This window comes from Bradyrhizobium sp. AUGA SZCCT0176 (assembly GCF_018130145.1).
Taxonomy (GTDB): Bacteria; Pseudomonadota; Alphaproteobacteria; order Rhizobiales; family Xanthobacteraceae; genus Bradyrhizobium.
In genome coordinates, this window is sequence record NZ_JAFCMB010000001.1 from 1 (window position 1) to 19,454 (window position 19,454).

At 60.1% G+C, this 19,454-nt stretch carries 18 protein-coding genes, 1 tRNA gene and 3 pseudogenes; 12 read left to right on the plus strand and 10 right to left on the minus strand.

Features of this window, described 5'->3' with window-relative positions; all coding sequences use genetic code 11:
• The 3 genes from JQ600_RS00005 to JQ600_RS00015 form a co-directional block, all read right to left on the minus strand.
• The coding region (locus tag JQ600_RS00005; protein ID WP_212489620.1) for an Hpt domain-containing protein at positions 1 to 551 on the minus strand (551 nt) is incomplete at its 3' end.
• A gap of 482 nt (positions 552 to 1,033) precedes the next feature.
• Positions 1,034 to 1,450, minus strand: coding sequence for a response regulator (locus JQ600_RS00010; protein WP_212389365.1), 417 nt, complete (start codon positions 1,448 to 1,450; stop codon positions 1,034 to 1,036).
• A 106-nt stretch (positions 1,451 to 1,556) separates the two neighbouring features.
• Positions 1,557 to 2,051 carry a response regulator gene (locus JQ600_RS00015; protein WP_212389366.1) on the minus strand — a complete coding sequence of 165 codons (495 nt, stop codon included), beginning with the start codon at positions 2,049 to 2,051 and terminating at the stop codon, positions 1,557 to 1,559.
• A gap of 519 nt (positions 2,052 to 2,570) precedes the next feature.
• On the opposite strand from JQ600_RS00015, the gene JQ600_RS00020 reads away from it, so the two are divergent.
• The 3 genes from JQ600_RS00020 to JQ600_RS00030 all read left to right on the plus strand — a co-directional run bounded on the left by JQ600_RS00020 (position 2,571) and on the right by JQ600_RS00030 (position 4,481).
• A complete protein-coding gene (locus tag JQ600_RS00020; protein ID WP_212265980.1) occupies positions 2,571 to 3,296 on the plus strand; it encodes a Crp/Fnr family transcriptional regulator in 726 nt (241 codons plus the stop codon).
• Positions 3,297 to 3,594: 298 nt separating this feature from the next.
• Positions 3,595 to 3,987, plus strand: a complete 393-nt coding sequence (locus tag JQ600_RS00025) for a response regulator (protein ID WP_192740568.1) — start codon at positions 3,595 to 3,597, stop codon at positions 3,985 to 3,987.
• Positions 3,988 to 4,235: 248 nt separating this feature from the next.
• Entirely contained in the window at positions 4,236 to 4,481 is a 246-nt protein-coding gene (locus tag JQ600_RS00030) for a hypothetical protein (RefSeq protein WP_212265979.1), read from the plus strand.
• Positions 4,482 to 4,656: 175 nt separating this feature from the next.
• Here JQ600_RS00030 and JQ600_RS00035 read toward each other — a convergent pair whose 3' ends face one another.
• From JQ600_RS00035 to JQ600_RS00050, 4 genes are all read right to left on the minus strand, one after another.
• Positions 4,657 to 5,277 (minus strand): helix-turn-helix transcriptional regulator, encoded by a 621-nt coding sequence (locus JQ600_RS00035; RefSeq protein WP_212265978.1) that lies wholly within the window; start codon positions 5,275 to 5,277, stop codon positions 4,657 to 4,659.
• Between the two features lie 334 nt (positions 5,278 to 5,611).
• Positions 5,612 to 5,974 (minus strand): hypothetical protein, encoded by a 363-nt coding sequence (locus JQ600_RS00040; RefSeq protein WP_212489621.1) that lies wholly within the window; start codon positions 5,972 to 5,974, stop codon positions 5,612 to 5,614.
• 68 nt (positions 5,975 to 6,042) lie between these two features.
• Positions 6,043 to 6,249 (minus strand): hypothetical protein, encoded by a 207-nt coding sequence (locus JQ600_RS00045; protein WP_192740564.1) that lies wholly within the window; start codon positions 6,247 to 6,249, stop codon positions 6,043 to 6,045.
• A gap of 112 nt (positions 6,250 to 6,361) precedes the next feature.
• On the minus strand, positions 6,362 to 7,366 hold the full coding sequence (locus JQ600_RS00050; RefSeq protein ID WP_212389368.1) for a glycoside hydrolase family 3 N-terminal domain-containing protein: 1,005 nt from the start codon (positions 7,364 to 7,366) through the stop codon (positions 6,362 to 6,364).
• Positions 7,367 to 7,721: 355 nt separating this feature from the next.
• Between JQ600_RS00050 and JQ600_RS00055 the strand changes: the two genes are divergently transcribed.
• The 6 genes and pseudogenes from JQ600_RS00055 to JQ600_RS36645 all read left to right on the plus strand — a co-directional run.
• Positions 7,722 to 8,744: an LLM class flavin-dependent oxidoreductase gene (locus JQ600_RS00055; RefSeq protein WP_212389369.1), complete on the plus strand. Its 1,023-nt coding sequence runs from the start codon at positions 7,722 to 7,724 to the stop codon at positions 8,742 to 8,744.
• Between the two features lie 186 nt (positions 8,745 to 8,930).
• The gene (gene greA, locus JQ600_RS00060) at positions 8,931 to 9,413 is read left to right on the plus strand and encodes a transcription elongation factor GreA (RefSeq protein WP_212389370.1); all 483 of its coding nucleotides are present in this window, start codon (positions 8,931 to 8,933) and stop codon (positions 9,411 to 9,413) included.
• A 344-nt stretch (positions 9,414 to 9,757) separates the two neighbouring features.
• Positions 9,758 to 10,798 carry a serine hydrolase gene (locus tag JQ600_RS00065; RefSeq protein ID WP_212389371.1) on the plus strand — a complete coding sequence of 347 codons (1,041 nt, stop codon included), beginning with the start codon at positions 9,758 to 9,760 and terminating at the stop codon, positions 10,796 to 10,798.
• 179 nt (positions 10,799 to 10,977) lie between these two features.
• Complete coding sequence (locus JQ600_RS00070) at positions 10,978 to 11,550, plus strand: thiamine pyrophosphate-binding protein (protein WP_212265973.1); 573 nt, start codon at positions 10,978 to 10,980, stop codon at positions 11,548 to 11,550.
• Positions 11,547 to 12,146, plus strand: a complete 600-nt coding sequence (locus JQ600_RS00075) for a thiamine pyrophosphate-dependent enzyme (RefSeq protein ID WP_212389372.1) — start codon at positions 11,547 to 11,549, stop codon at positions 12,144 to 12,146. The genes JQ600_RS00070 and JQ600_RS00075 overlap by 4 nt, the downstream gene beginning before the upstream one ends.
• A gap of 66 nt (positions 12,147 to 12,212) precedes the next feature.
• Positions 12,213 to 12,402 (plus strand): annotated as a pseudogene (locus tag JQ600_RS36645) (gamma carboxymuconolactone decarboxylase); the annotation flags it as partial.
• On the opposite strand, the pseudogene JQ600_RS00080 reads toward JQ600_RS36645, so the two are convergent.
• A pseudogene (locus JQ600_RS00080) lies at positions 12,400 to 12,594 on the minus strand (hypothetical protein); the annotation flags it as partial. The pseudogenes JQ600_RS36645 and JQ600_RS00080 overlap by 3 nt on opposite strands.
• A gap of 1,824 nt (positions 12,595 to 14,418) precedes the next feature.
• On the opposite strand from JQ600_RS00080, the pseudogene JQ600_RS37485 reads away from it, so the two are divergent.
• Together JQ600_RS37485 and JQ600_RS00090 are read left to right on the plus strand one after the other, a co-directional pair.
• Positions 14,419 to 15,114 (plus strand): annotated as a pseudogene (locus JQ600_RS37485) (MBOAT family O-acyltransferase); the annotation flags it as partial.
• 295 nt (positions 15,115 to 15,409) lie between these two features.
• The gene (locus tag JQ600_RS00090; protein ID WP_212389375.1) at positions 15,410 to 16,369 is read left to right on the plus strand and encodes a hypothetical protein; all 960 of its coding nucleotides are present in this window, start codon (positions 15,410 to 15,412) and stop codon (positions 16,367 to 16,369) included.
• Positions 16,370 to 16,606: 237 nt separating this feature from the next.
• Here the strand turns inward: JQ600_RS00090 and JQ600_RS00095 are convergent.
• Positions 16,607 to 16,696: transfer RNA gene (locus JQ600_RS00095), tRNA-Ser, on the minus strand.
• A gap of 136 nt (positions 16,697 to 16,832) precedes the next feature.
• Between JQ600_RS00095 and JQ600_RS00100 the strand changes: the two genes are divergently transcribed.
• Positions 16,833 to 17,696: an alpha/beta fold hydrolase gene (locus JQ600_RS00100; RefSeq protein ID WP_212389376.1), complete on the plus strand. Its 864-nt coding sequence runs from the start codon at positions 16,833 to 16,835 to the stop codon at positions 17,694 to 17,696.
• Positions 17,697 to 17,993: 297 nt separating this feature from the next.
• On the opposite strand, the gene JQ600_RS00105 is transcribed toward JQ600_RS00100, so the two are convergent.
• Complete coding sequence (locus JQ600_RS00105; protein WP_212267761.1) at positions 17,994 to 19,130, minus strand: ROK family protein; 1,137 nt, start codon at positions 19,128 to 19,130, stop codon at positions 17,994 to 17,996.
• Positions 19,131 to 19,454 lie beyond the last annotated feature (324 nt).

The following is a 19,454-nucleotide window of genomic DNA, read 5'->3' on the forward strand; positions in this document are numbered from 1 at the left end:
AAGGCGCGTTCGAGATCGTCGAGCGAGACTTCGCCCGGACGCAGCGGCCGTTCCAGCACCTGATCCACCAGCGTGCCGTGAGCCACTTGAGCCTCTTTGGGAGCCTGGGGCTGAACCGGGGGTGAAGCGATCACGGGGGCGGGTTCGGCAACGGCTTCCGCCGGCGCATCGTGCGCTCCGCCTTCCGCCAACAGATGCAGCTTCTCGATCAGGTCCTCGTCGCTGCCTTCCGGCTCGTTCTCGGTCGCTTCGAGACCTGCGAGGATTTCCTTGATGCGGTCGATCGAGGACAGGATCAGCGTGACGGCGCCGGCGGTGACCGGCATGCCGTCGCGGAATTTGCCCATCAGGGTCTCGCCGGCATGGGCCAGCGCTTCCAGCCTCGGCAGGCCGAGGAAGCCGCAGGTGCCCTTGATCGTGTGTACCAGGCGAAAGATGTTATCCAGAATCTTCGCATCGCTCGGATCCTGCTCGAACCGCACCAACTGATTGTCGACCGTATCCAGGCTCTCGTTGGTCTCTGTCAGGAATTCCCGCAAAAGATCATCCATCAGAGCGCGCCCTTCAACTATCGATGTAACGGTCGTCTGTTAGGCATAGCCTTTCTGATTTCACGACCACGTTAATTTCACTGTCCGTGTAAATACGGATAACCCAAATAAATTGTCGTAAAATGCTGCACAGATAGCGCGATTGCACCGGCAAAACGCCGTTGGCTGGCGCCTTGAAAATCCGCCGGCGGTTAGCCACGGAATCCGGCTGATGATTTCATGGACGAGGAGCCGCTTGGCCGGCTTAGACCGGCAAAGCCGCGGCATTATCATTTCTGGTAAACAGACTCCTACCAATGCTGCAGCTGGTTCGATCACGTCAGCAATGTCGGCTTTGCGTCCAAGCTGCGCCCTCTCGATCAGTTCTGCGATGGTTCTCGGATATGAGGCGAACCAGCATCCCCGACGGGGTCCAATCGACCCGGCAATGGCAGCGTAGACATCATCGCGATCGCGACCTGAAATTGCCGCATCCGAACGCGCTATCTGGATTCGGCGACGCCCGCGTAGCGAGCGCGCGCTTCGCCAAGGCATTCGTTAATCACCGTCAGCAACGCCGCCGGCGTGAACGGCTTGCGCAGGCAGCGCGCCGCGCCGAGTTCGAGCGCCATTCGCAGAAAATCCGGCGCCGGCGATTCAAGATTCGCAAACGCATATCCCGACATCGCGACCAGCGGAATCGCCGGCGCGCGCTCGTGGAATATCCGGATCGATTCGAAACCGCGCATATGCGGCATGAAGATATCGACGATCATCAGGTCGAAGCTGGCGTCTTCGAGAGCGCGAAGCCCGGCTTCGCCGCCATTGGCTATCGTCACTTCGAAGCCGTGACGCTCCAGATAGATTTCAATGGCCGTGCAGACCATTGAATCGTCATCGACAACCAGTACCCGTGTCATTTCAGCCCCCGAAGCAGGATATCTGCTTTCAATCGCTCCTCAGTCGCAATGGGTGCCCGCCACCCTTTTCTGGTTCGACGCAAAGTTGTTACGTCTTGCTGGCAGCTCAGCCCGTAGCGATCCTCTCTTTCGAAGTATCTGACGATGTCGTTGCGCCTTGCAGTTCCGACGGCGCGGTTGTGACGGCGGCAAGGGTTGCGGCGTGTCTTCGGTGCGGCTCGGCTTCCGACAGACATTCGTCGATCACGCTGAGCAACGTCGCCGGCCGGAAGGGTTTGTGCAGGCACCTGGTCGCACCGAGGCTGAGAGCCATTTTTAGGCAAGCAACATTGTCCGTTTCCGGACCGGAGAACGCGTAACCGGAAATTGCGATCAACGGTACCGTAGGGGCGCGCTGGTGAAATATCCTGATCGACTCGAAACCGCGCATGTTCGGCATGAAAATATCGACGATCATCAGGTCGAACGTTGCGTCGTCGAGCGCCGCGAGGCCGTTGGGCCCGCCGTCCGCGATCGCGACCCTGAAACCGCAGTGCTTGAGCCAGGCGCGCATAGCAAGGCGGGTATGAAGGTCGTCATCGACAACCAGAATACGACGCATGACGGCCTCCTCCGCCGTATCGGACGCGCTGCAAGAAGACACAAAACGACAAGCCCGCCCGACAGGACACGCCTGGCCAGGCACCCCAACAGCGCATCAAGGCTTCTCCGCGAGCAGTTTTGCCTTGCGAATCAGCGCGCTATTCGCAATTCCGTCGCAAATTGGCGAGTCTGTCTGCCCTCCACTGTGTATAGGGCGGGTTCCACAACCTTTGGGTCATCGGGCCAGCGGAGTTCCATCCGTGCCTCGAGACCTTCGAACTGCCAAGGGGCCGTCCCGAGCAAGGCCGGCGCGCCTCTGCCGCAGGCCTACCTGCCTCACAGGGCTCCAAAGCTACCCGACGGGAGGTACGGAATCGTGAGCCGCGACGGCTTTGCCGCCGTCAGAGTGCGGCTATTTGCCGATATTTCCCGCCGGCGATTCATGGCAAGATGAACGGACATTTTTGACGGCGGATATTGCATATTTTTGGTGCCTGGCACCCTGAGACCGGCTTTGACCGTAAGGCAGGAGACTGCTTTGGATTCAGCCCCTCGTTCCCCGAATGGATTTTTGTCCTCGCTGACTGCGGACGATTTTGAACTGATCCGCCCGCATTTGCGCTCCGCCGACCTCACTCAGGACCTGGTGCTGGTGGAAGTCGACGAGACGCTCAAGCGCGCCTACCTGCCGCACCGAGGCGTGATCTCGCTCGTGGTCAAGCTCGCGCGAGGCGAGCACGTTCAGATCGCGATGGTCGGCCGCGACAGCATCTTCGGCGCATTCTCCGCCCTCGGCGATCCAACCGCGCTGAACAGCGCGCTGGTGCTGGTCCCCGGCGTGGCCTCGACGATCGACCTCGATCAGCTTCGGGCGGCTGCCGACCAGAGCGTGACGCTCCGCACTTTGCTGGCACGGCACGGATTGGCGGTCTACGCGCAAATCCAGCAGACTGCGGGCTGCAACGCCTCGCACACGGTAGAGTCCCGCCTGGCGCGCTGCCTGTTACATACCCGCGACCTGTCCGGCAGCGACAAGCTCGTGCTGACCCAGGAAGCGATGGCGCAGATGATCGGCGCGCGCCGCAACAGCGTTTCGCTGGTGGCCAACACGCTGCAGCAGGCGAATTTCATCCATTACAGCCGCGGACATATCGAGATCACCAATCTGGACGGCCTGATCAGGACCTCCTGCGAGTGCTACGCGACGGTCAAGACCCAGTACGACCGCCTGCTGCATCCGCGCATCCATTGCGCGGCAGCGTGACCCCTCGGCCGCTGTCCATGGGCGGGCGGGTGCCCGAGCCCATTGATAGTCGCCGGCCCGGCGATGCGCGTGAAGATTGCGCCCTGCGATCCGGCCCGCGGGAACTCACCGTATAATTACGGCCGGCTTGGCATTTGCCCGGGATTTATTCGGCCGGGAATTAACGCGCTGTTCAATGACCCCTGATACTTGTCACGGTGCTGACGGGTGCAGGTTCGGGAAAGAGCATCGAGACGATTTCGAATGCCACGCGAGTTCACCCGTGTTCGGCGGTTTGCTAGCTGCGCGGAGTAAAGACATGGCTTTTGATTTGTCGATGCCGATCCTGGTGGTCGATGACTACAGCACCATGATCCGCATCATCCGCAACCTCCTCAAGCAGCTCGGATTCGAGAACGTCGACGATGCCAGCGACGGCTCGGCGGCGCTCGCCAAAATGCAGGGCAAGCGATACGGTCTCGTGATCTCCGACTGGAACATGGAGCCGATGACGGGCTACGACCTGCTGAAGGAAGTCCGCGCGAGCCCGGAATTCTCAAACACGCCCTTCATCATGATAACAGCGGAATCGAAGACGGAGAACGTCATCGCCGCGAAGAAGGCCGGCGTCAGCAACTACATCGTCAAGCCGTTCAACGCGGCGACGCTGAAGACCAAGATGGAAGCCGTGTTCCCCAGCGCGGCCGAATAGCATCGTGCCCGGGCGCGCCGCACCAGGCTGAAGGCCGCCATCCATCGCCGCCCCGCCTTCTATCCTCGCGACCATCAGACGCAGAGCGGGATCGGCGAACGCCGAGGCGGCATCCGACCTGTTTCGCCGTGTCCGGACGGGACGGCCCCGCGCGCCGCACTCGCGGCTTGCCGTACTACTACGGTTTGCGATTTTCACAGACGGATAACGTTGAATCGCGATAGTCGCGTGGACCAAGGAGCCCCCTCATGTTCACGTTCGAAACGAGCGATCAGAAAGAAGTGCGGCGTTTTCGTATCGCCCAGTTCAACGGCAGAACCGCAACCTTCCGCTCGGCCGGCTCGGCCGTCACCGGCCACGTTCGATCGATCGTGGAAAGCAAGTCGAGTGTTCCGGCGGCCTGGGTGATCACCATCATCCCGGAAGAGCCAAAACCGGTTATCGCGACCCGGCCCGCGCCCCGTATGCGCTCTTTCGCGGAAGACTTCTGCTGAGCGGCAACCTGGCGCGATCTTCTCGGAAAGCCGGCTCCCGCTGTTCCGGATCACGCCCTGGTCCGGCCTCGTCGGCCCTGTCGCGTTACAATCGGCCTTTGTGAGCCTGCAGCATTGCGGCGCTTTCACTGCAGGCGCAGTGCGCTTCGCCTTCATTTTTGAGCAAATGAAATAATCAGGCTGGCTGCAACAACGCCTTGCGGACGAGATCCGCGGTGTTGCGGGCGCCGAGCTTGCGCATGGCCTCGGCGCGATGGCTCTCGAACGTCCTCGGGCTGATGTTCATCCGCAAGGCGCCTTGCTTGTTGGAGCAGCCTTCACTGATCAGGCTCAGCACCTCGCGCTCGCGCTTGGTCAGCGGCTTCTGACCGGACTCCGAGGCGAACATCACCCCCGGCGTGCGACCGCCATCCTTGGTGCGGCTGGCCTGGCTCTCCCGCCCCTGCTTGCGATCGGATTCGGAAGCAAAGGCGGGATGCTTGTCCGACATCTGCTTCACCACGACGCAGACGCGTTCGAGTTGTTGAACCGCGTTGTCCACGACCTGTTGCAGGTATACGCGATTGCCGGGCGCCTCGGAGAACTGGTGGCTGTGCTGCTTGATCTCGTTCATGTAGAGCAGCAGCGCCGTCAGCGGCCCGTTCAACTGGCGAGCGATCGACGCTTCCGCTTCTTCCGTTGCGCGAGCGCGCGCGACGGACAATTGGACGATTTCAAGATTGCTCTCGAGAGGCGTGACGGTTTCCATCCACTTCGGGAAGTGCGAATCACCGGCTCGATGGTCTTGCTGCGACATATAACTAATTTATCGATTCCATTGCCGCCGGTGGTTAATTTTTTAACCAGTAAGAATACGGGGAACCGGCAAGTGGACCGGAAACTGAACCAACGGGAAGGGTTTTGGCCTTCAATCGAGGAAGTATGATGTCACCAGGTCAGGACTCCGTAGTTTTACGGCCCGTAGAAATGCGTTGGCCCCGCGCCTAATCCCTCATAATTCCGCCTTATGAGTATTTGCTTCTCTAATGCATTCAATTTAATTCGTTATGGTCCCCGTCCGCCGGACTATTTAAACCCAGGCAGCCACGCGGCAACGCAACAAGCCGCGTGTGACGGACCTCACCGGCAATTCATAGGCGCGGCTTCCATGAAATAATCGACCCGTTTCCGTTAAACGACGGATCGGACGTAGCCTCGACGCGGGTCAGTTGCGCGGGAGCCTCAGGAACTTTTCGAGGAAGCGTCCCGAGGCAACGAGCCTGAACCACCAATATGCTATCCGCCGCGTTGTCATGCGCCGTCGTTAACGCCCGTGCCGGCACCCGCGTGTGACTTGCTTCACAAAGAGCCGTAGAAACACTGTGATCGCAGGCGACCACGGCTTCACCGATTTGCGAGGTGCGGGTCTCGGCGGCCGCGCGATGACCGACGCGCGACATCAACAATAACGAAATCAAGAGAAGGCAGACGGCGATGCCGACATCGCCGCGCACGGCAAGGCGATGCGGGCGCGCGCCAACCGTCCAAACAAGCTTCCGTCCAAATGAAGAATGGCGGCGGATCAGCCAAGCCGGCTGATCTGCTCCTCGGTCACGACGCGCTCGACGTTTTCGGTCTTGCTCTTGATGCGGTAGCGCGGGCGGCCGTCGGCTTCGATCGGCAGGCAGGTGACGATGGTGTAGATGCTGCGTTCCTTGACGGTGGCGCGGCCCTGCGGCCCCTGCAGCTGGTGGTGCACGTCGTCATTGATTGCGTAATTGTGGGCCATCGCCTGTCTTCCCGTTGGAAAAAAGGCTTGTAGTCTCAACGGCCTCGCAAGGCAACCCGCCATTGGCGGGGAACCGGCGCGCCGGTACGCATAGCGCAGTCTCCGGGGCCCGTCAGGCAGCCAAAAGCGCCTTTCGCCGGGCTACCCGGGCGATCGAACCCCTAATGGCGGAACCCGCCAGGGCCCCCTCGTGCAGGCCCTGTTCAATGGACTGGGCGATTCCGGCCATTTCCCGCTCCTGATCGAACAAATTGTTGCCGATGCAGAGCATGTCGATACCGGCCCTCAGCGATTGAAGGCTGGCCTGCCTGGTGCCCAACGCCTTCTGCAGACCCTGCATTTGCATGTCGTCGGTAATCAGGAGCGTATCGGGAAGCCGCTGGCGCAACCGGCCCAGGCCCGCGGCAGACAGGGTCATCGGATTGTCGCGGTCCCATTGCCTGACGATGGCGTGGCTGACCAGCACGGCATCGCCGAACATTTTTGGCGCCAGCGAATAGAACAGCTCTTCCTGCTCGGCGCGCAAACTGTCGGAAATGTCCATGAACTCCTGATGCGAGTCCACCACCGCGCCGCCGATGCCGGGGAAATGCTTCAGACAAAGCCCGATGCCCGCCTCGCGCGCGACCTCGCTCACCAGCAGCGCATTGGCCTCCACCTCGCCGATATCGGCCGACCAGGAACGCTTGATCTTGCCGATGTTCGGATTGTCGGGATTGTAATCAACGTCGATGACGGGCGCGAAGTCGTAGTGAATGCCGAGGCGGCGCATTTCGGCGAAACTGGCGGCGAGTACTTCCCGCTTCTCGCTCAAGGCGAGATGGTTGAATTCCTTCGCGCTCGGCAGCGGCTTGAACCCCTTGCTCTCCTTGAGCCGCCGCACCAGCCCGCCCTCCTGGTCGATGAACACCATCGGGCGCGACGGCAGGCAGGAAATCTCTTCACAGAGAGACTGCACCTGCTCCGGCGATTCAATGTTGTTGTCGTATTTCTGCGTTTGGCAGGAATAGTCGAACAGGATGACGCCGCCCAACCCGTAATTGGCGGCAAATTCCCGCAGCCAAGCCGGGATGGTTTTGCCGAAGAAGCCGAGAATGAAGAGTTCGCCGACGGGCATGAGGGCAGTCCTGATCACCGTTTCAGCGTGCCGAAAAAAGTTTCAATGGTCGACTGGGCTTGTCCCGAAATCCTGTACCATCCAAGGACACTTTCGGTCCAGCCTGCGAGCTGGCACTTCCATCATTGTTCACCTGGCCTCTGTTCGTGGTGCTGCGCGAAGGGGCCGCGCTCAACGACGCGATCGAAGGCGGACCATCGCCGGTTTGTCGAAGTTCTGCATTGCGCCGAAAGCGATCGTCCGCCGAAGACCGGCATCGCCCCTCACGACCGCGAACGATTCCACGTTCGGTGCAAGGGCAGTCCCGCTCACAGTAAGCGGTGGCAAATCGACAGGGAGAGCCTAGATAGGCTGCATGAAAAGCATCGGATTCCTTTCGTTCGGGCACTGGACGCCCACTTCGCAACCGCAGACCCGCTCGGCGGCGGACACGCTGCTGCAATCCATCGAATTGGCCGTCGCGGCCGAGGAATTGGGCGCCGACGGCGCCTATTTTCGCGTTCATCACTTCGCGCGCCAACTCGCCTCGCCTTTCCCGTTGCTGGCGGCGGTCGGCGCGAAAACCAGCCGCATCGAGATCGGCACGGCGGTTATCGACATGCGCTATGAGAACCCGCTCTACATGGTCGAAGACGCCGGCGCGGCCGATCTCATTTCGGGCGGGCGCCTGCAGCTTGGAATTAGCCGGGGATCGCCCGAGCAGGTCATCGATGGATGGCGATATTTCGGCTATCAACCGGCCGAAGGCGAGACCGAAGCCGACATGGGCCGGCGTCATGCCAAGGTCTTTCTCGACGTGCTTGATGGCCATGGCTTCGCGCAGCCCAATCCACGTCCGATGTTTCCAAATCCGCCAGGGTTGCTGCGTCTTGAACCGCACTCCCAGGGACTGCGGGATCGCATCTGGTGGGGCGCCGGCTCGAACGCCACGGCAATATGGGCAGCGAAGCTCGGCATGAACCTGCAGAGTTCGACGCTCAAGAACGACGAAACCGGCGAGGCTTTCCACATCCAGCAGGCTGCCCAGATCAGGGCCTATCGCTCGGCGTGGAAGGAGGCAGGCCATGCGCGCGCGCCACGGGTGTCCGTCAGCCGCAGCATCATCGCCATCATGGATGATCGTGATCGCGCCTACTTCGGCCGCGGTGGAGGCGAGGACGACCAGATCGGCTTCATCTCTCCGGAGACCCAGGCGATCTTCGGCCGCAGCTATGCGGCCGAGCCGGACGTCCTGATCGAGCAGCTGAGGAAGGACGAGGCCATCAATGAGGCCGACACCTTACTGTTGACCGTCCCTAACCAGCTCGGCGTTGCCTACAATGCCCATGTCATCGAATCGATTCTGACACACGTGGCGCCCGCCCTCGGCTGGCGCTAAGGGCTGTTGCGATGTTTCCATGGCTGGTATCCGCTTCGCGCCGGGATCGAGCGACCTGCAGAAGAGGCGGTACCCCAAAAGAGGCAACCAGGTTCCATCCGCTCCGCGATATGTGATACGCAAAAACCGCCGAGCGTTGTGTTACAATTCCATTTCCTGGCGTATCCCACTCGAAAGGAGGCCGAGTTGAGCGTTGCCTTCACCAAGGAAGACAGTGCCGAAACCGCATCGGAGACGCTGCTACCCGACCGCCCGATCTCTCCTCATCCGAACCTGGTTACGGAAGCCGGATTGAAGGCGCTCGAACTTCAACTGCAACAGGCTCGCGAGGCGTACGAGACGGCGCAGCAGATCGAAGACGTCAATGAGCGGCGGCGGCAAGCGGCGACCCCCTTGCGCGATGCGCGCTACTTTGCGGCGAGAGTTCGGACGGCTCAGCTCATCACCCCTCCTGCGTCCACTGATACCGTTGCTTTCGGGAGTACGGTGACCTTCAGGCGCGAGGATGGGCGCGTGCAGAAGTATCATATCGTGGGAGAGGACGAAGCGGACCCGAAGGCCGGCTCCATTTCCTTCGTGTCCCCGGTGGCAAGGTCCCTGATGGGTAAAGCTGTCGGCGATGTCGTCGGCGTATCCGGTCACGAGCTCGAGATCATTGCGATCTCTTGAACCCCACCGCACAAGACGCAGCCGATGCGTGGAGCGCAGCGTCTTGTGAGCTTATGGTCGACCGCGACGGTGAGGCTGCGCAGGACGTCCCGCGTTGCGCGAGAGCGCTCGACGCAGCAGGTCCGCAGGTCGGCGGAATTCGACCACTTCACAGCAAGTTGACGGCCGCTTCCCGATAAGCGCCGGAATCGTGCAGGTAAGAAGGTCCTTCGGCGTCAACGAGACGATGGCTCAGTATGGTGACAAGTTCCATGCGCTGGTGGCGATATCGTCGATCGACAGGCCTGATCATTTTTCCCGTTCTGCTACTCGCGCTGGCGGGCGGGTCGGTTGCGGATATTGGTATGGACGCCAAAATTCAGCACATCGTCACGGCCTATCTGGCGCCGGAGACCGTGGGGAAGCCGGGCGGTCTCGCTGTGGCCGTCTACGCTGCGGGTCACACCGAGTTTTTCAACTACGGCGTCGCCGACGAATCGACAAGGCAGCCGATCACTTCAGACACGTTGTTCAACGTAGCGTCAGTGCGCAAACCGTTTGAAGCAATCCTGGTCGCGCTGGGTACGCTTCGCGGCGAACTCCGTCTCGATGATCCCGTGAGCAGGTATGTCCCCGAGCTGCACGGCGACTACATCAAAGGCGTGACGATCGGTGAACTGGCAACGCATACGTCCGGACTCCTGCTGCCGACCGACCACCCGCCATGGCCAAACGATTCGTTTACGCTGCCGCAGTTCTTCGAGGCGCTCAACGCATGGACGCCGCAATCGGGCGAGCAGCCGGGCAAGCAGCGCATCTACACGCATGCGGGGTATGTGCTGCTGCAGCTCGCGCTCGAACGTCGCTACGGTCGACCGATCGGTGATCTTATCGAGGCGCGTATCCTGAAACCGCTCGGCATGAACCAGACATTCCTCCCGGAGCGCGGGCCGGACCACCGCGCCATCATGGCTCCGGAGCTGATGAAGCGTGTCGTGCAGGGCTACTCCGATACGGGCATGGCGATTGGTCCACGTGGAGATCAGCAGAGTTACTACGATTTCCCGGGGACTGGCCAGATGTTCACCTCGGCGCGCGACCTGGCCACCTTTCTGGCTGCCTTTATCGATGGCCAGGCGATCGATCCGCAGTTGCGGCAAGCGTTGCAGATGACGCAGCGCGAGGCATTTCACGTGACCGAGAAGTTCGGACAGGCGATGGCCTGGGAAAACATCCACTTGAACGACGAGGTCGTCGTCGACAAGCCGGGCGGACTTAACAACGCCTCGGCCTATGTCGGCCTGGTGCCGGCACACAAGACCGGCATCGTCCTGCTCGCCAACCGCGGCGAGTTTCCGCATGAGATCGCCCGCTACCACGTGCTGCCGGAGTTGGCGCGAGAATGAGAAGAACAGCGACTAGTCGCCAGTGGTGATCATAAGTCACCGGGCCTGTCGCGCGTCCGGCAGCTCTTCAATTCTGCAATAGAAACCATATCGATTTTTGACCTTCTTTTCGAAACGGCGGCGTACTATCCCTCAACGGGGTTCGTTCGAGCCCGATAAAAAAAGGGGGGAGCTTCTCCATGGCGGATCCGCAGAAACAAGAGCCGGCCCGAAACGAGCCGGTCGCACTGCCGACCTGGCCCGACGAAGTGTACCGCGTCCTCAAGGACGCTGACGTGCGCCAGGTCGGAATGGTGCCGGATGCAGGCCACAGCCGCCTCATCCGCGCATTCGAGGCGGATCCTCAAGCCCGCGTCATCACCCTGACCACCGAAGAGGAAGGGATCGCCATGCTGGCAGGTGCCTGGCTTGGCGGAGAACGGGGCGTCCTGCTGCTGCAATCGAGCGGCGTCGGCAATTGCATCAACATGCTGTCGCTGCCGATGATCTGCCGCATGCCGCTCTTGATGCTGGTGACGATGCGCGGCGAATGGGGGGAGTTCAACCCGTGGCAGGTCCCGATGGGCCAGGGCACCAGGGCCGTGCTCGAAGCCATGGGCGTGATCGTGACCCGCGCCGATGAGCCGCATCTGGTCGCCTCGACCGTTTCCGGCGCGGCCAACCTTGCCTTCAACACCTGGCGGCCTGCCGCCGTCCTGATCGGACAGCGCGTGCTCGGTGCCAAGAATTTCAAGGAGCTTGCCCGCAAATGAACGTTCCCAACGAACTGCTGCATCGCCGCGACGTCGTCAATGAATTGCTGCGCGACCGGAGCGATCTCCTGGTCGTTGCCGGGCTCGGCGCGCCCAACTGGGATATCTCGGCTGCGGGCGACAGCCCGAACAACTTCCCGCTCTGGGGCGCGATGGGCGCGGCCGCCATGATGGGCTTTGGTCTCGCTATCGCGCAGCCCAAGCGCCGCGTGCTCGTCATCACCGGCGACGGCGAAATGCTGATGAGCCTCGGCGCGCTTGCCACGATCGCCGTGCAAAACCCGGCGAATCTCACTATCGCCGTGCTCGACAACGAGCGCTTCGGTGAGACCGGAATGCAGAAGACGCATACGGCAGGCGGTGTCGACCTCGCGGGGATAGCTGCGGCCGCCGGCTTCAGGACATCGCGGATCGTCAGGACCATGGCCGAGGTGACCGAGATCCGCGAGCTGGCACACCATGGAAACGGGCCCGTGTTCGCGCAGGTCAAGATCAATCCGGAAGCGCTTTACTTCGTGCTGCCGCCCGCCGACGGCGGCATCCTCACCACCCGCTTCAGGCAATCCGTCCTCGGTGAAAGCTCGCTCTATAATTGACGCAAACATTCGACAATAGCCAAGCCCACACCCATCGGGACCATCGAACCAAGGAGAAGGAACACCATGAGCGAGAACGCACAATTCGAAAAAGGCCTTGAGGTCCGGCGCGCCGTGTAGGACGCCGAGTATGTCGACGGAAGCCTTGCCAAGGCTGACGACTTCATGATGGCGCTTTCAGCGCATCACCACGGAATGGTGTTGGGGTTACGCGTGGACGCGGGACGGTCTGAACCGCAAGACGCGAAGCATGCTCAGAGGCGGCGGCCTTGTCGAGATCGATCAGGCGTGGATCGGAGGTCGGGACCTGAACGCCCTTGTACCCTAGTCCTGCCGCCCAGCCGCAGATGGCATCGAAGCTGTCAAACGGCTGATCATCGCCGATGAACTGCGCCAGAAAAATTGCGGACCCCTTCATGGTGGCCGGCCGGATGGTCGTCGCTGACATGTCATCTTCTCCGGTTCAGACGGCTGCGCCACGCAGATAGGACGCCGCGTCATTGTCCGACATGCCGGCCGTTCAATACGCGAGACGATCTTGATGGTCCGGGATGGCCTTGCCGAAGAGGCCGAGAATGAAGAGTTCGCCGGCGGCGCATAGCTGGCAGTCCTGCATACTTTTCAATGAACGCATCGCAACGGACGCAGATTTACGATCCCGCAGCGCGATGCGCTCAAGGTTTGTACGTAACGTTCGCACCTCTCGGAAAAGAGAGGGCGCAGGGAATGCCGGATGCGCGCTGCACCCGCGGTCTCGTGTGCGAATAGTGCAAAGAAAGCTGCACACGAGCATACAGGGCAGCGGAGGCAATCCGACATTCCCTGCGCAATGGCTTTACGGCTTATGCCGTGCTCTCCCCGGAGACGAGTTCCTGGTTGACTCCGTCACCGCCGTTTCCGCTCACGCTTCTCCGACAGCTTGACGCCTGCAACGGGCGCCAGGACCACACGGTTTTGCCGTACGCTTAATCCACGCCGTCGTCAGACGTGAACCAGGCGTCCACCGCGACCCGCCCCTCGTTGTGACGATGGCCAACGCCCCTCTGAGTGGGACGGGATGGGTGAGAATGTGCCGGTGATTTGGCTCGAAGGAAAGAGAAATATTTTTGATTTTCGGAAATTTTGGGCCTGACAAGACTTCTGACAATCAGAAGCGTTTTGTCCGGGCGCGCCACCGGCCGGGCTGCTCGCGCACCCGGCGTGAGGTGATTTTGGGGAAGCCGCCGAGAGACAAAGCGCGCTAGCAGACTTTCAACGTGCGACGGGTCGATGCAATTGTATGTCACGCTTGCGTAACGATATTGGCGGCGGGATGCCGGGACGGCGTGAGTGAAAGGAGCCTTGAGACTTGGTGGAGCTGCGATGTCACTGGCGAACGCGCGAGCAGAAAGTTTATGAGCTGGCTGCGAAAAAACGCGGTATCAGAATATCCCCGCGGTATCAAATCAGATCCACCGCTCCGCATGAATCATGCGACAACAGCCTCACGGCGCCTTCGTTTGATACCGTGAATGTTTTCGTGGTAGTCGCGGTATCAATCTAGGCACACTTATAGTTTACCATAGGGCCCAGCAGATGAGAGCATTTGATGGCAAGACCACGCGAGCAAGCTTGTTTGCACGACGGGTTGAAGCTGGACTAAAACCAGCTTGCTCGCGATGGGTTCGTCGAACCGGCTCGATTGCGCGGAATTCATTGGACGCATTCGTTCGCAACCGCAGGCATCTCGAAAGAGTTGGAAGGCTGGCTTCGCGTTCAGCTAGGCAGCCTCGACCAGCGCAATTTCCGAAGTCCATACGTCGGGGCGGCCGCGCGACCGCTTGGTAGACATGATGGGGTTTTCCCCAATCACTACCCCTGCTTGGAGGCTAACTCTTTGACTTTCACGTCGTGGCAATTTGCGGTGTTCGTGTCTGGGGTATTTGCCCTTTATTACTGGCCACTCGTTCGCCCGTATCAGGTCTACATCCTGGTAGTTGCAAGCCTGTTCTTCTACGGATTCGGGCAACCGGAATTGCTGGCGCTGCTCGCGATAGCGGTCTTCGGGACTTACTTCTTTCTCCTGAAGGCCATGGCTCGACGTAAGTTGTGGCTGCCGGCCGGCATTGCATTCAACCTCGCGTTATTAGCCTTTTTCAAGTACAAGTTACTGTTTGTCGATCCCTCCTCACCGGCACTCTCGGATGTTGGCGCGATTGACCTCTTGCTGAAACTCCCGCTGCCAATAGGCATTTCGTTCTTCGTCTTCCACAACATCAGCTTGCTGGTGGACATGACGAAACGCACCGGCCCTGCCCCCTCCCAATGGGACGTGTTTCTTTACATTATATTCTTCCCGCAGCTCGTCTCCGGACCCATCACGCGGGCGGAAAACTTTCTGCCGCAAATCCAACCGAAATTTTTCAACGAAGTACCGTTCGTCGAGGCGGCTAGATGGATTGTCACCGGCTACTTCTTCAAACTATTTGTCGCGAACAACCTCAACACGCTCACGACCAACATGGATTTTCCTCTATACCATGCGCTTCGAAGCAGCGACCGTTGGCTCTGCCTGTTCCTTTATAGCTATCAAATCTATGCCGATTTTTTCGGGTATTCTGCTATCGCGATCGGGCTGGGGCTGCTGTTCGGCTACCGTCTGCCAATCAATTTCAACTTGCCCTATATCTCGCAGTCGTTTGCTGAATTTTGGACGCGCTGGCATATTTCGCTGTCAACCTGGCTCCGCACCTATCTCTACATCCCGTTAGGCGGCAACCGCGATGGTAAAGGGCGGACGTACCTCAATCTAATGATCGTGATGGGCCTGGGTGGTCTTTGGCACGGCGCCGGATTGAGCTACCTGGCATGGGGGCTAATGCACGGCCTCCTTCTGGTGATCGAGCGTCCGTTCCTGCCCTTGATAGAAAAACTTGCAGCGATTGCCGCTCTGCGTCGCGTGATCGTTGCGACTCGCATGCTTGTTGTTTTTTTATGCGTCTCCTTCTTATGGGTTTTTTTCAAGCTCCCGAATTTCGAGCATGCGATGGATTACATTTCTGGTATGTTTATCGATCAGTCCGTGCCTAGCCCTGCGCGCATTTACCGAAGTCTGGCGCTGATCTATGCGTTTCCAGTTCTCATACAGCATTTTATCACCTCGGAGAGGCTCGTTGCACTCCGGGGCAACCTGGATCCCTTTGTGTATGGCGCCATGGCAGCTCTGATGCTAATCGAGGCCGGTCCCGACACAGCGTTCATATATTTCCAGTTCTAGGTTGGACATGGACCGTACTGCCTCGATAAGCTGGTTCGTGAAGGCGAGCGCTGCATGTGCCGCAGTATTGGCCATGTGTTGGATAGCTCCTCAGTTCCTCAAAGACATCCCGGACTTTCCCGCGACCACGACGGATGAAATACAGTCCAAGATTGCCGATCGTTATCTCAACAGTCCAGTTGCTCCGGTCGCATTAACGGGCAGTTCGTTCACCGTGCGATTGCACGAAGAATTTTTTCACAAACTTTACGTTCGAAATCTGGCGCTGCCTGGTGGATCTCCGTTGACCGGGGCAGCAATGATTGAGGCGGCTACTGCTGTTCGGCCGCGGCTCATAGCCATCGAGACCAATACTCTTTCTCGCGGTATCGACCAGGCAATGGTTGAGAGGGTCCGCACGAGTAATGCGGAGCCTGCGCGCGCACCAATGAATTTCAGACCCCTTCGCACATTAGCCGCGTTGTACCAGCAAAAGCTCGACGATTGGCAGCGCTTTGACAGAGATGACAAATCTGCGCTTCTTCGGCAATCGGCTCTAGAAGAGGCAATTCTACGAAAGCCGCCAGCCCCCGAATACAACCCGCATGTGCTCGCCGCTGTCCTGGCTGAGTGGAATAATCCGGATCACGATCAGATCATCCGTCGACATGCAGCCGAATTGAAGCACATCGTGGAAACGCTCGAGATGCAAAAGATTTCAGTGTTCTTTTACGAACTTCCTCTGAGCCCCGCATTCGCGCGGTCCCGATATATGACAACGGGCCGGTCAGCGATGGCAGAGGCCTTTGGGCACGACCACGGCAGATGGTTATCATTGGACTATCCATCCAACGAGATCCGATGGACCGATGGAGCACATCTTGACGAACGATCGGCTATCATCATGGCACGCTCTTTAGAGAGAGCGATCGCGCGGAAAATAGGTAGCGAGGTGGTAAAGCAGACATCCTCAGACCTTGCCCGCTAGGATGGAGTCACCGTTTCGATGCCTAACCTGGAGTGGAGACGACATGACCGTCATTGCGTGACGTGACGCGACGCCGACGATCGTCGGTCGACCCGTAGACATCGCCATTGCTGAGCTCAGGAAAATAAACGTACCACACGGTACCAGTCTCTCTGCGCTCCTACGGAGCTTCGGGAGACACCCCGCGCCCTACGGTCTCTCGGGTGGCCTGCCACCCGAAGCCCGCAGGGCGTAGGGTGGCGGAGAGGGAGGGATTCGAACCCCCGATAGGCTTGCACCTATGCCGCATTTCGAGTGCGGTGCATTCGACCACTCTGCCACCTCTCCAGGCGCCATTTTGGGGTGATTCCTCACCCGCGGTCGGGGCGAGTTCTAGGCGAGGACGGCGGGCCAGACAAGGCGCGGGGGCAAGATTTTCGCTGACACCCAAGCGCACCCAGGACACCAATAAAGGAGCCGAAAAATGGAGCATTTGACGGTTCGGGCCAATGGCGCCGCGTTCCATGTCGCCCGCGCCGGGAAAGGACAGCCGCTGATATTGCTGCATGGCTGGCCCGAATTCTGGCTGACCTGGGAGCCTGTCATGGCGCGGCTCGCCGATCGCTTCACGCTTTATGCGCCCGACCTGCGCGGTTTCGGCGACAGCGACAAGCCCAATGGGCCGCACGGTCCCGATCGGCACGCCGAGGACATGCTGGCGCTGATGGATGCGCTCGGCCTCGCGCAGGCCGGCATTGTCGGCCACGATGTCGGCGGCGGGCTGATGCAGCCGCTGGCACGCGCCGCGCCGGAGCGCATTGCCGGATTGTTCTTCTTCGATTTCGTCCATCCCGGCATCGGGCGGCGGATGGCGGAGCCGGACCGGCTGAACCACATCTGGTACCAGTCGCTCAACCAGCTCGAGATCGCACCCATGCTGATCGGCGCCAGCCGCGACAGCTGCCGCGCCTATATCGGCTATTTCCTGAAACACTGGAGCCATCGCCGCCAGGCATTCGACGACGTGCTCGAAGCGTTCGTCGACAATTTCCTGAAAGACGGAAACCTCGCCGGCGGCTTTGCGTATTATCGCGGCGCGCATGCCGGGCGCATCCGGATGCTGAAGGGCGAGGCGCCCAGGCTGACACCGATCGATCTGCCGACCTGCGTTCGCTGGGCCGAACACGACCCGCTGTTTCCCTACGCCTGGACCGATCGGCTCGGCGAGACTTTTTCAAATCTCGATCTTGCGATGTTTGAAGGCGTCGGGCACTTCGCGCATCGCGAAGATCCCGAGCGCGCAGCATCCGAGATCGCGGCGTTCTTCAAACGCATAGGTTGGAGCTGAGTGGGAGATAAAGGTGGGGCCGCCAGACGCGACAAAACACTGACGGCCCCGTGCCGCTACTTTGAAATTCTGGCCGGGAAGTGCGGCTTCGCCGGTCAGCTGGAGCGACGATTTGACGGTAGCGGCGCGCGCGGAAAGGGCAACGCGATCCCGGTTTTAACCTAACCAGTCAACCTTACCGCGCGCCGACGGAACTCTCATCGCGCGCACCGCTGGAATCGGAAAAATCGCTCCGGTCCCTTGTTTTCAGGGGTTTTGCTCGCTGCGGCCGGCATTAACCGAACTCGAACGCGCCCGTTAATCTTTACCCTTCTTTGCTTTCTTGTCGTCCTTGTCGCTGTCGCCCTTGTCTTTGGCCTTTTCGCTCTTGCCGTTTTCTTTCCTGCGATTGGTGAAGCGCGCATTGCCGAGACCGGTACCGATGGTCAGCACGCCCCATCGTTCGACATCCTGCATGTAAGGGACCTCGGAAAGCCCCTGCACGACGCCGTCATTATGCATCAACACCGCCGTGTCGTGATCGCCGATCATCGGTATAGCTTCCACGAGACTTGCCGGCAGATTGAATTTGCTGCTCTCCCAATTGCCCGGCAGATTCTGTGCACCTTTTTCGATCGAGCCATCGCCGTTGATCACACCGGGACAGGCAATGCCGATGAAAGGCGCCAGCTTGTGGCCCTCTGTTTCAGCCTCGGCGATCAGATCCTTCAGCATCTTGACCAGCCGTTTTACCGCGCCCTCGCGCGTCGGCTCGTCGTCGGCATGCCGCCACAGTTCGGACTTCCAAACCTCGGCCTTCGAAAGATCGGGCGTCTTCTTCCAGCGCGTCTCGACCACGCCGCAGCGGATGTTGGTGCCGCCGATGTCGACGCTCAGGATGCTGTCATAGCCCTCGAAAATCCATGACGGCGCCAGGTGCAGCGCGCCGATCAGGCCGGCGTCATCCGGATGAAAACGGATCGGCACCAGATCGACGTCATACTCCTCGGCCTTGAGGAGAAGCCCGGTGCGGGCGATCGCGAGTTCGCCGACCCGGCTTTGCCGGAATCCGCCACCGACCACAATGCGCTCGGTATCAGCCCAGGCCTTGGTCTTGAGGAAGCGCCCGGTCACATAGGCAAGCTCCTGCGCGAATTCCTCGATCGCGCCATGCACCAGCGCGGCGGCAGCGAGATCGTCGCCCACCAGCGCCTCGTCGAGGTCGCCCTTGGCGATCTCGTCAGTGGATTTTTTCCCCAACGGATCGTCGCCGTTTTTCTTCAGCGGCTTGCGCAGCGTATCCAATATCTTGCGAAACGCGCCCTTGCTGGCGCGGTCACCGAGGAACCCGTCATCGTCCTTCAGCTCTATATTAAAGCTGTCGACCTCGACGGACGGTAGACGGCCTGCGCCGTGGCGGGCGATGCCCGTTGTCGTGACTGTGTCTTCTGCCATTTTTGCCCTAGCCCAACCGGATTTCGGTGACACAACGGGCGGGGAACCCATTGGTTTCACTTGGGCGAGTGGCCAATGGCGAAGGGCGAGCAGCGAATGGGCCGCCCTATTCGCCGTTTCCTGATCCAAATCCTTCATTTGGCCCGGTTTTTGGGCTCCTTTGCCTTGACTCGGGGCTGCCAGCGGCTATAAGTCCCGGCATCCGGCGCGGGATTTCTCGCGCCGCTTGTTTTTGCGCGAATTTGAGGGCTCACACCCCGACCGTGCGAAAATCGTACCCATAACGACTGACCAAAAAGCCGACCCGGACATGCCCCTATGGGG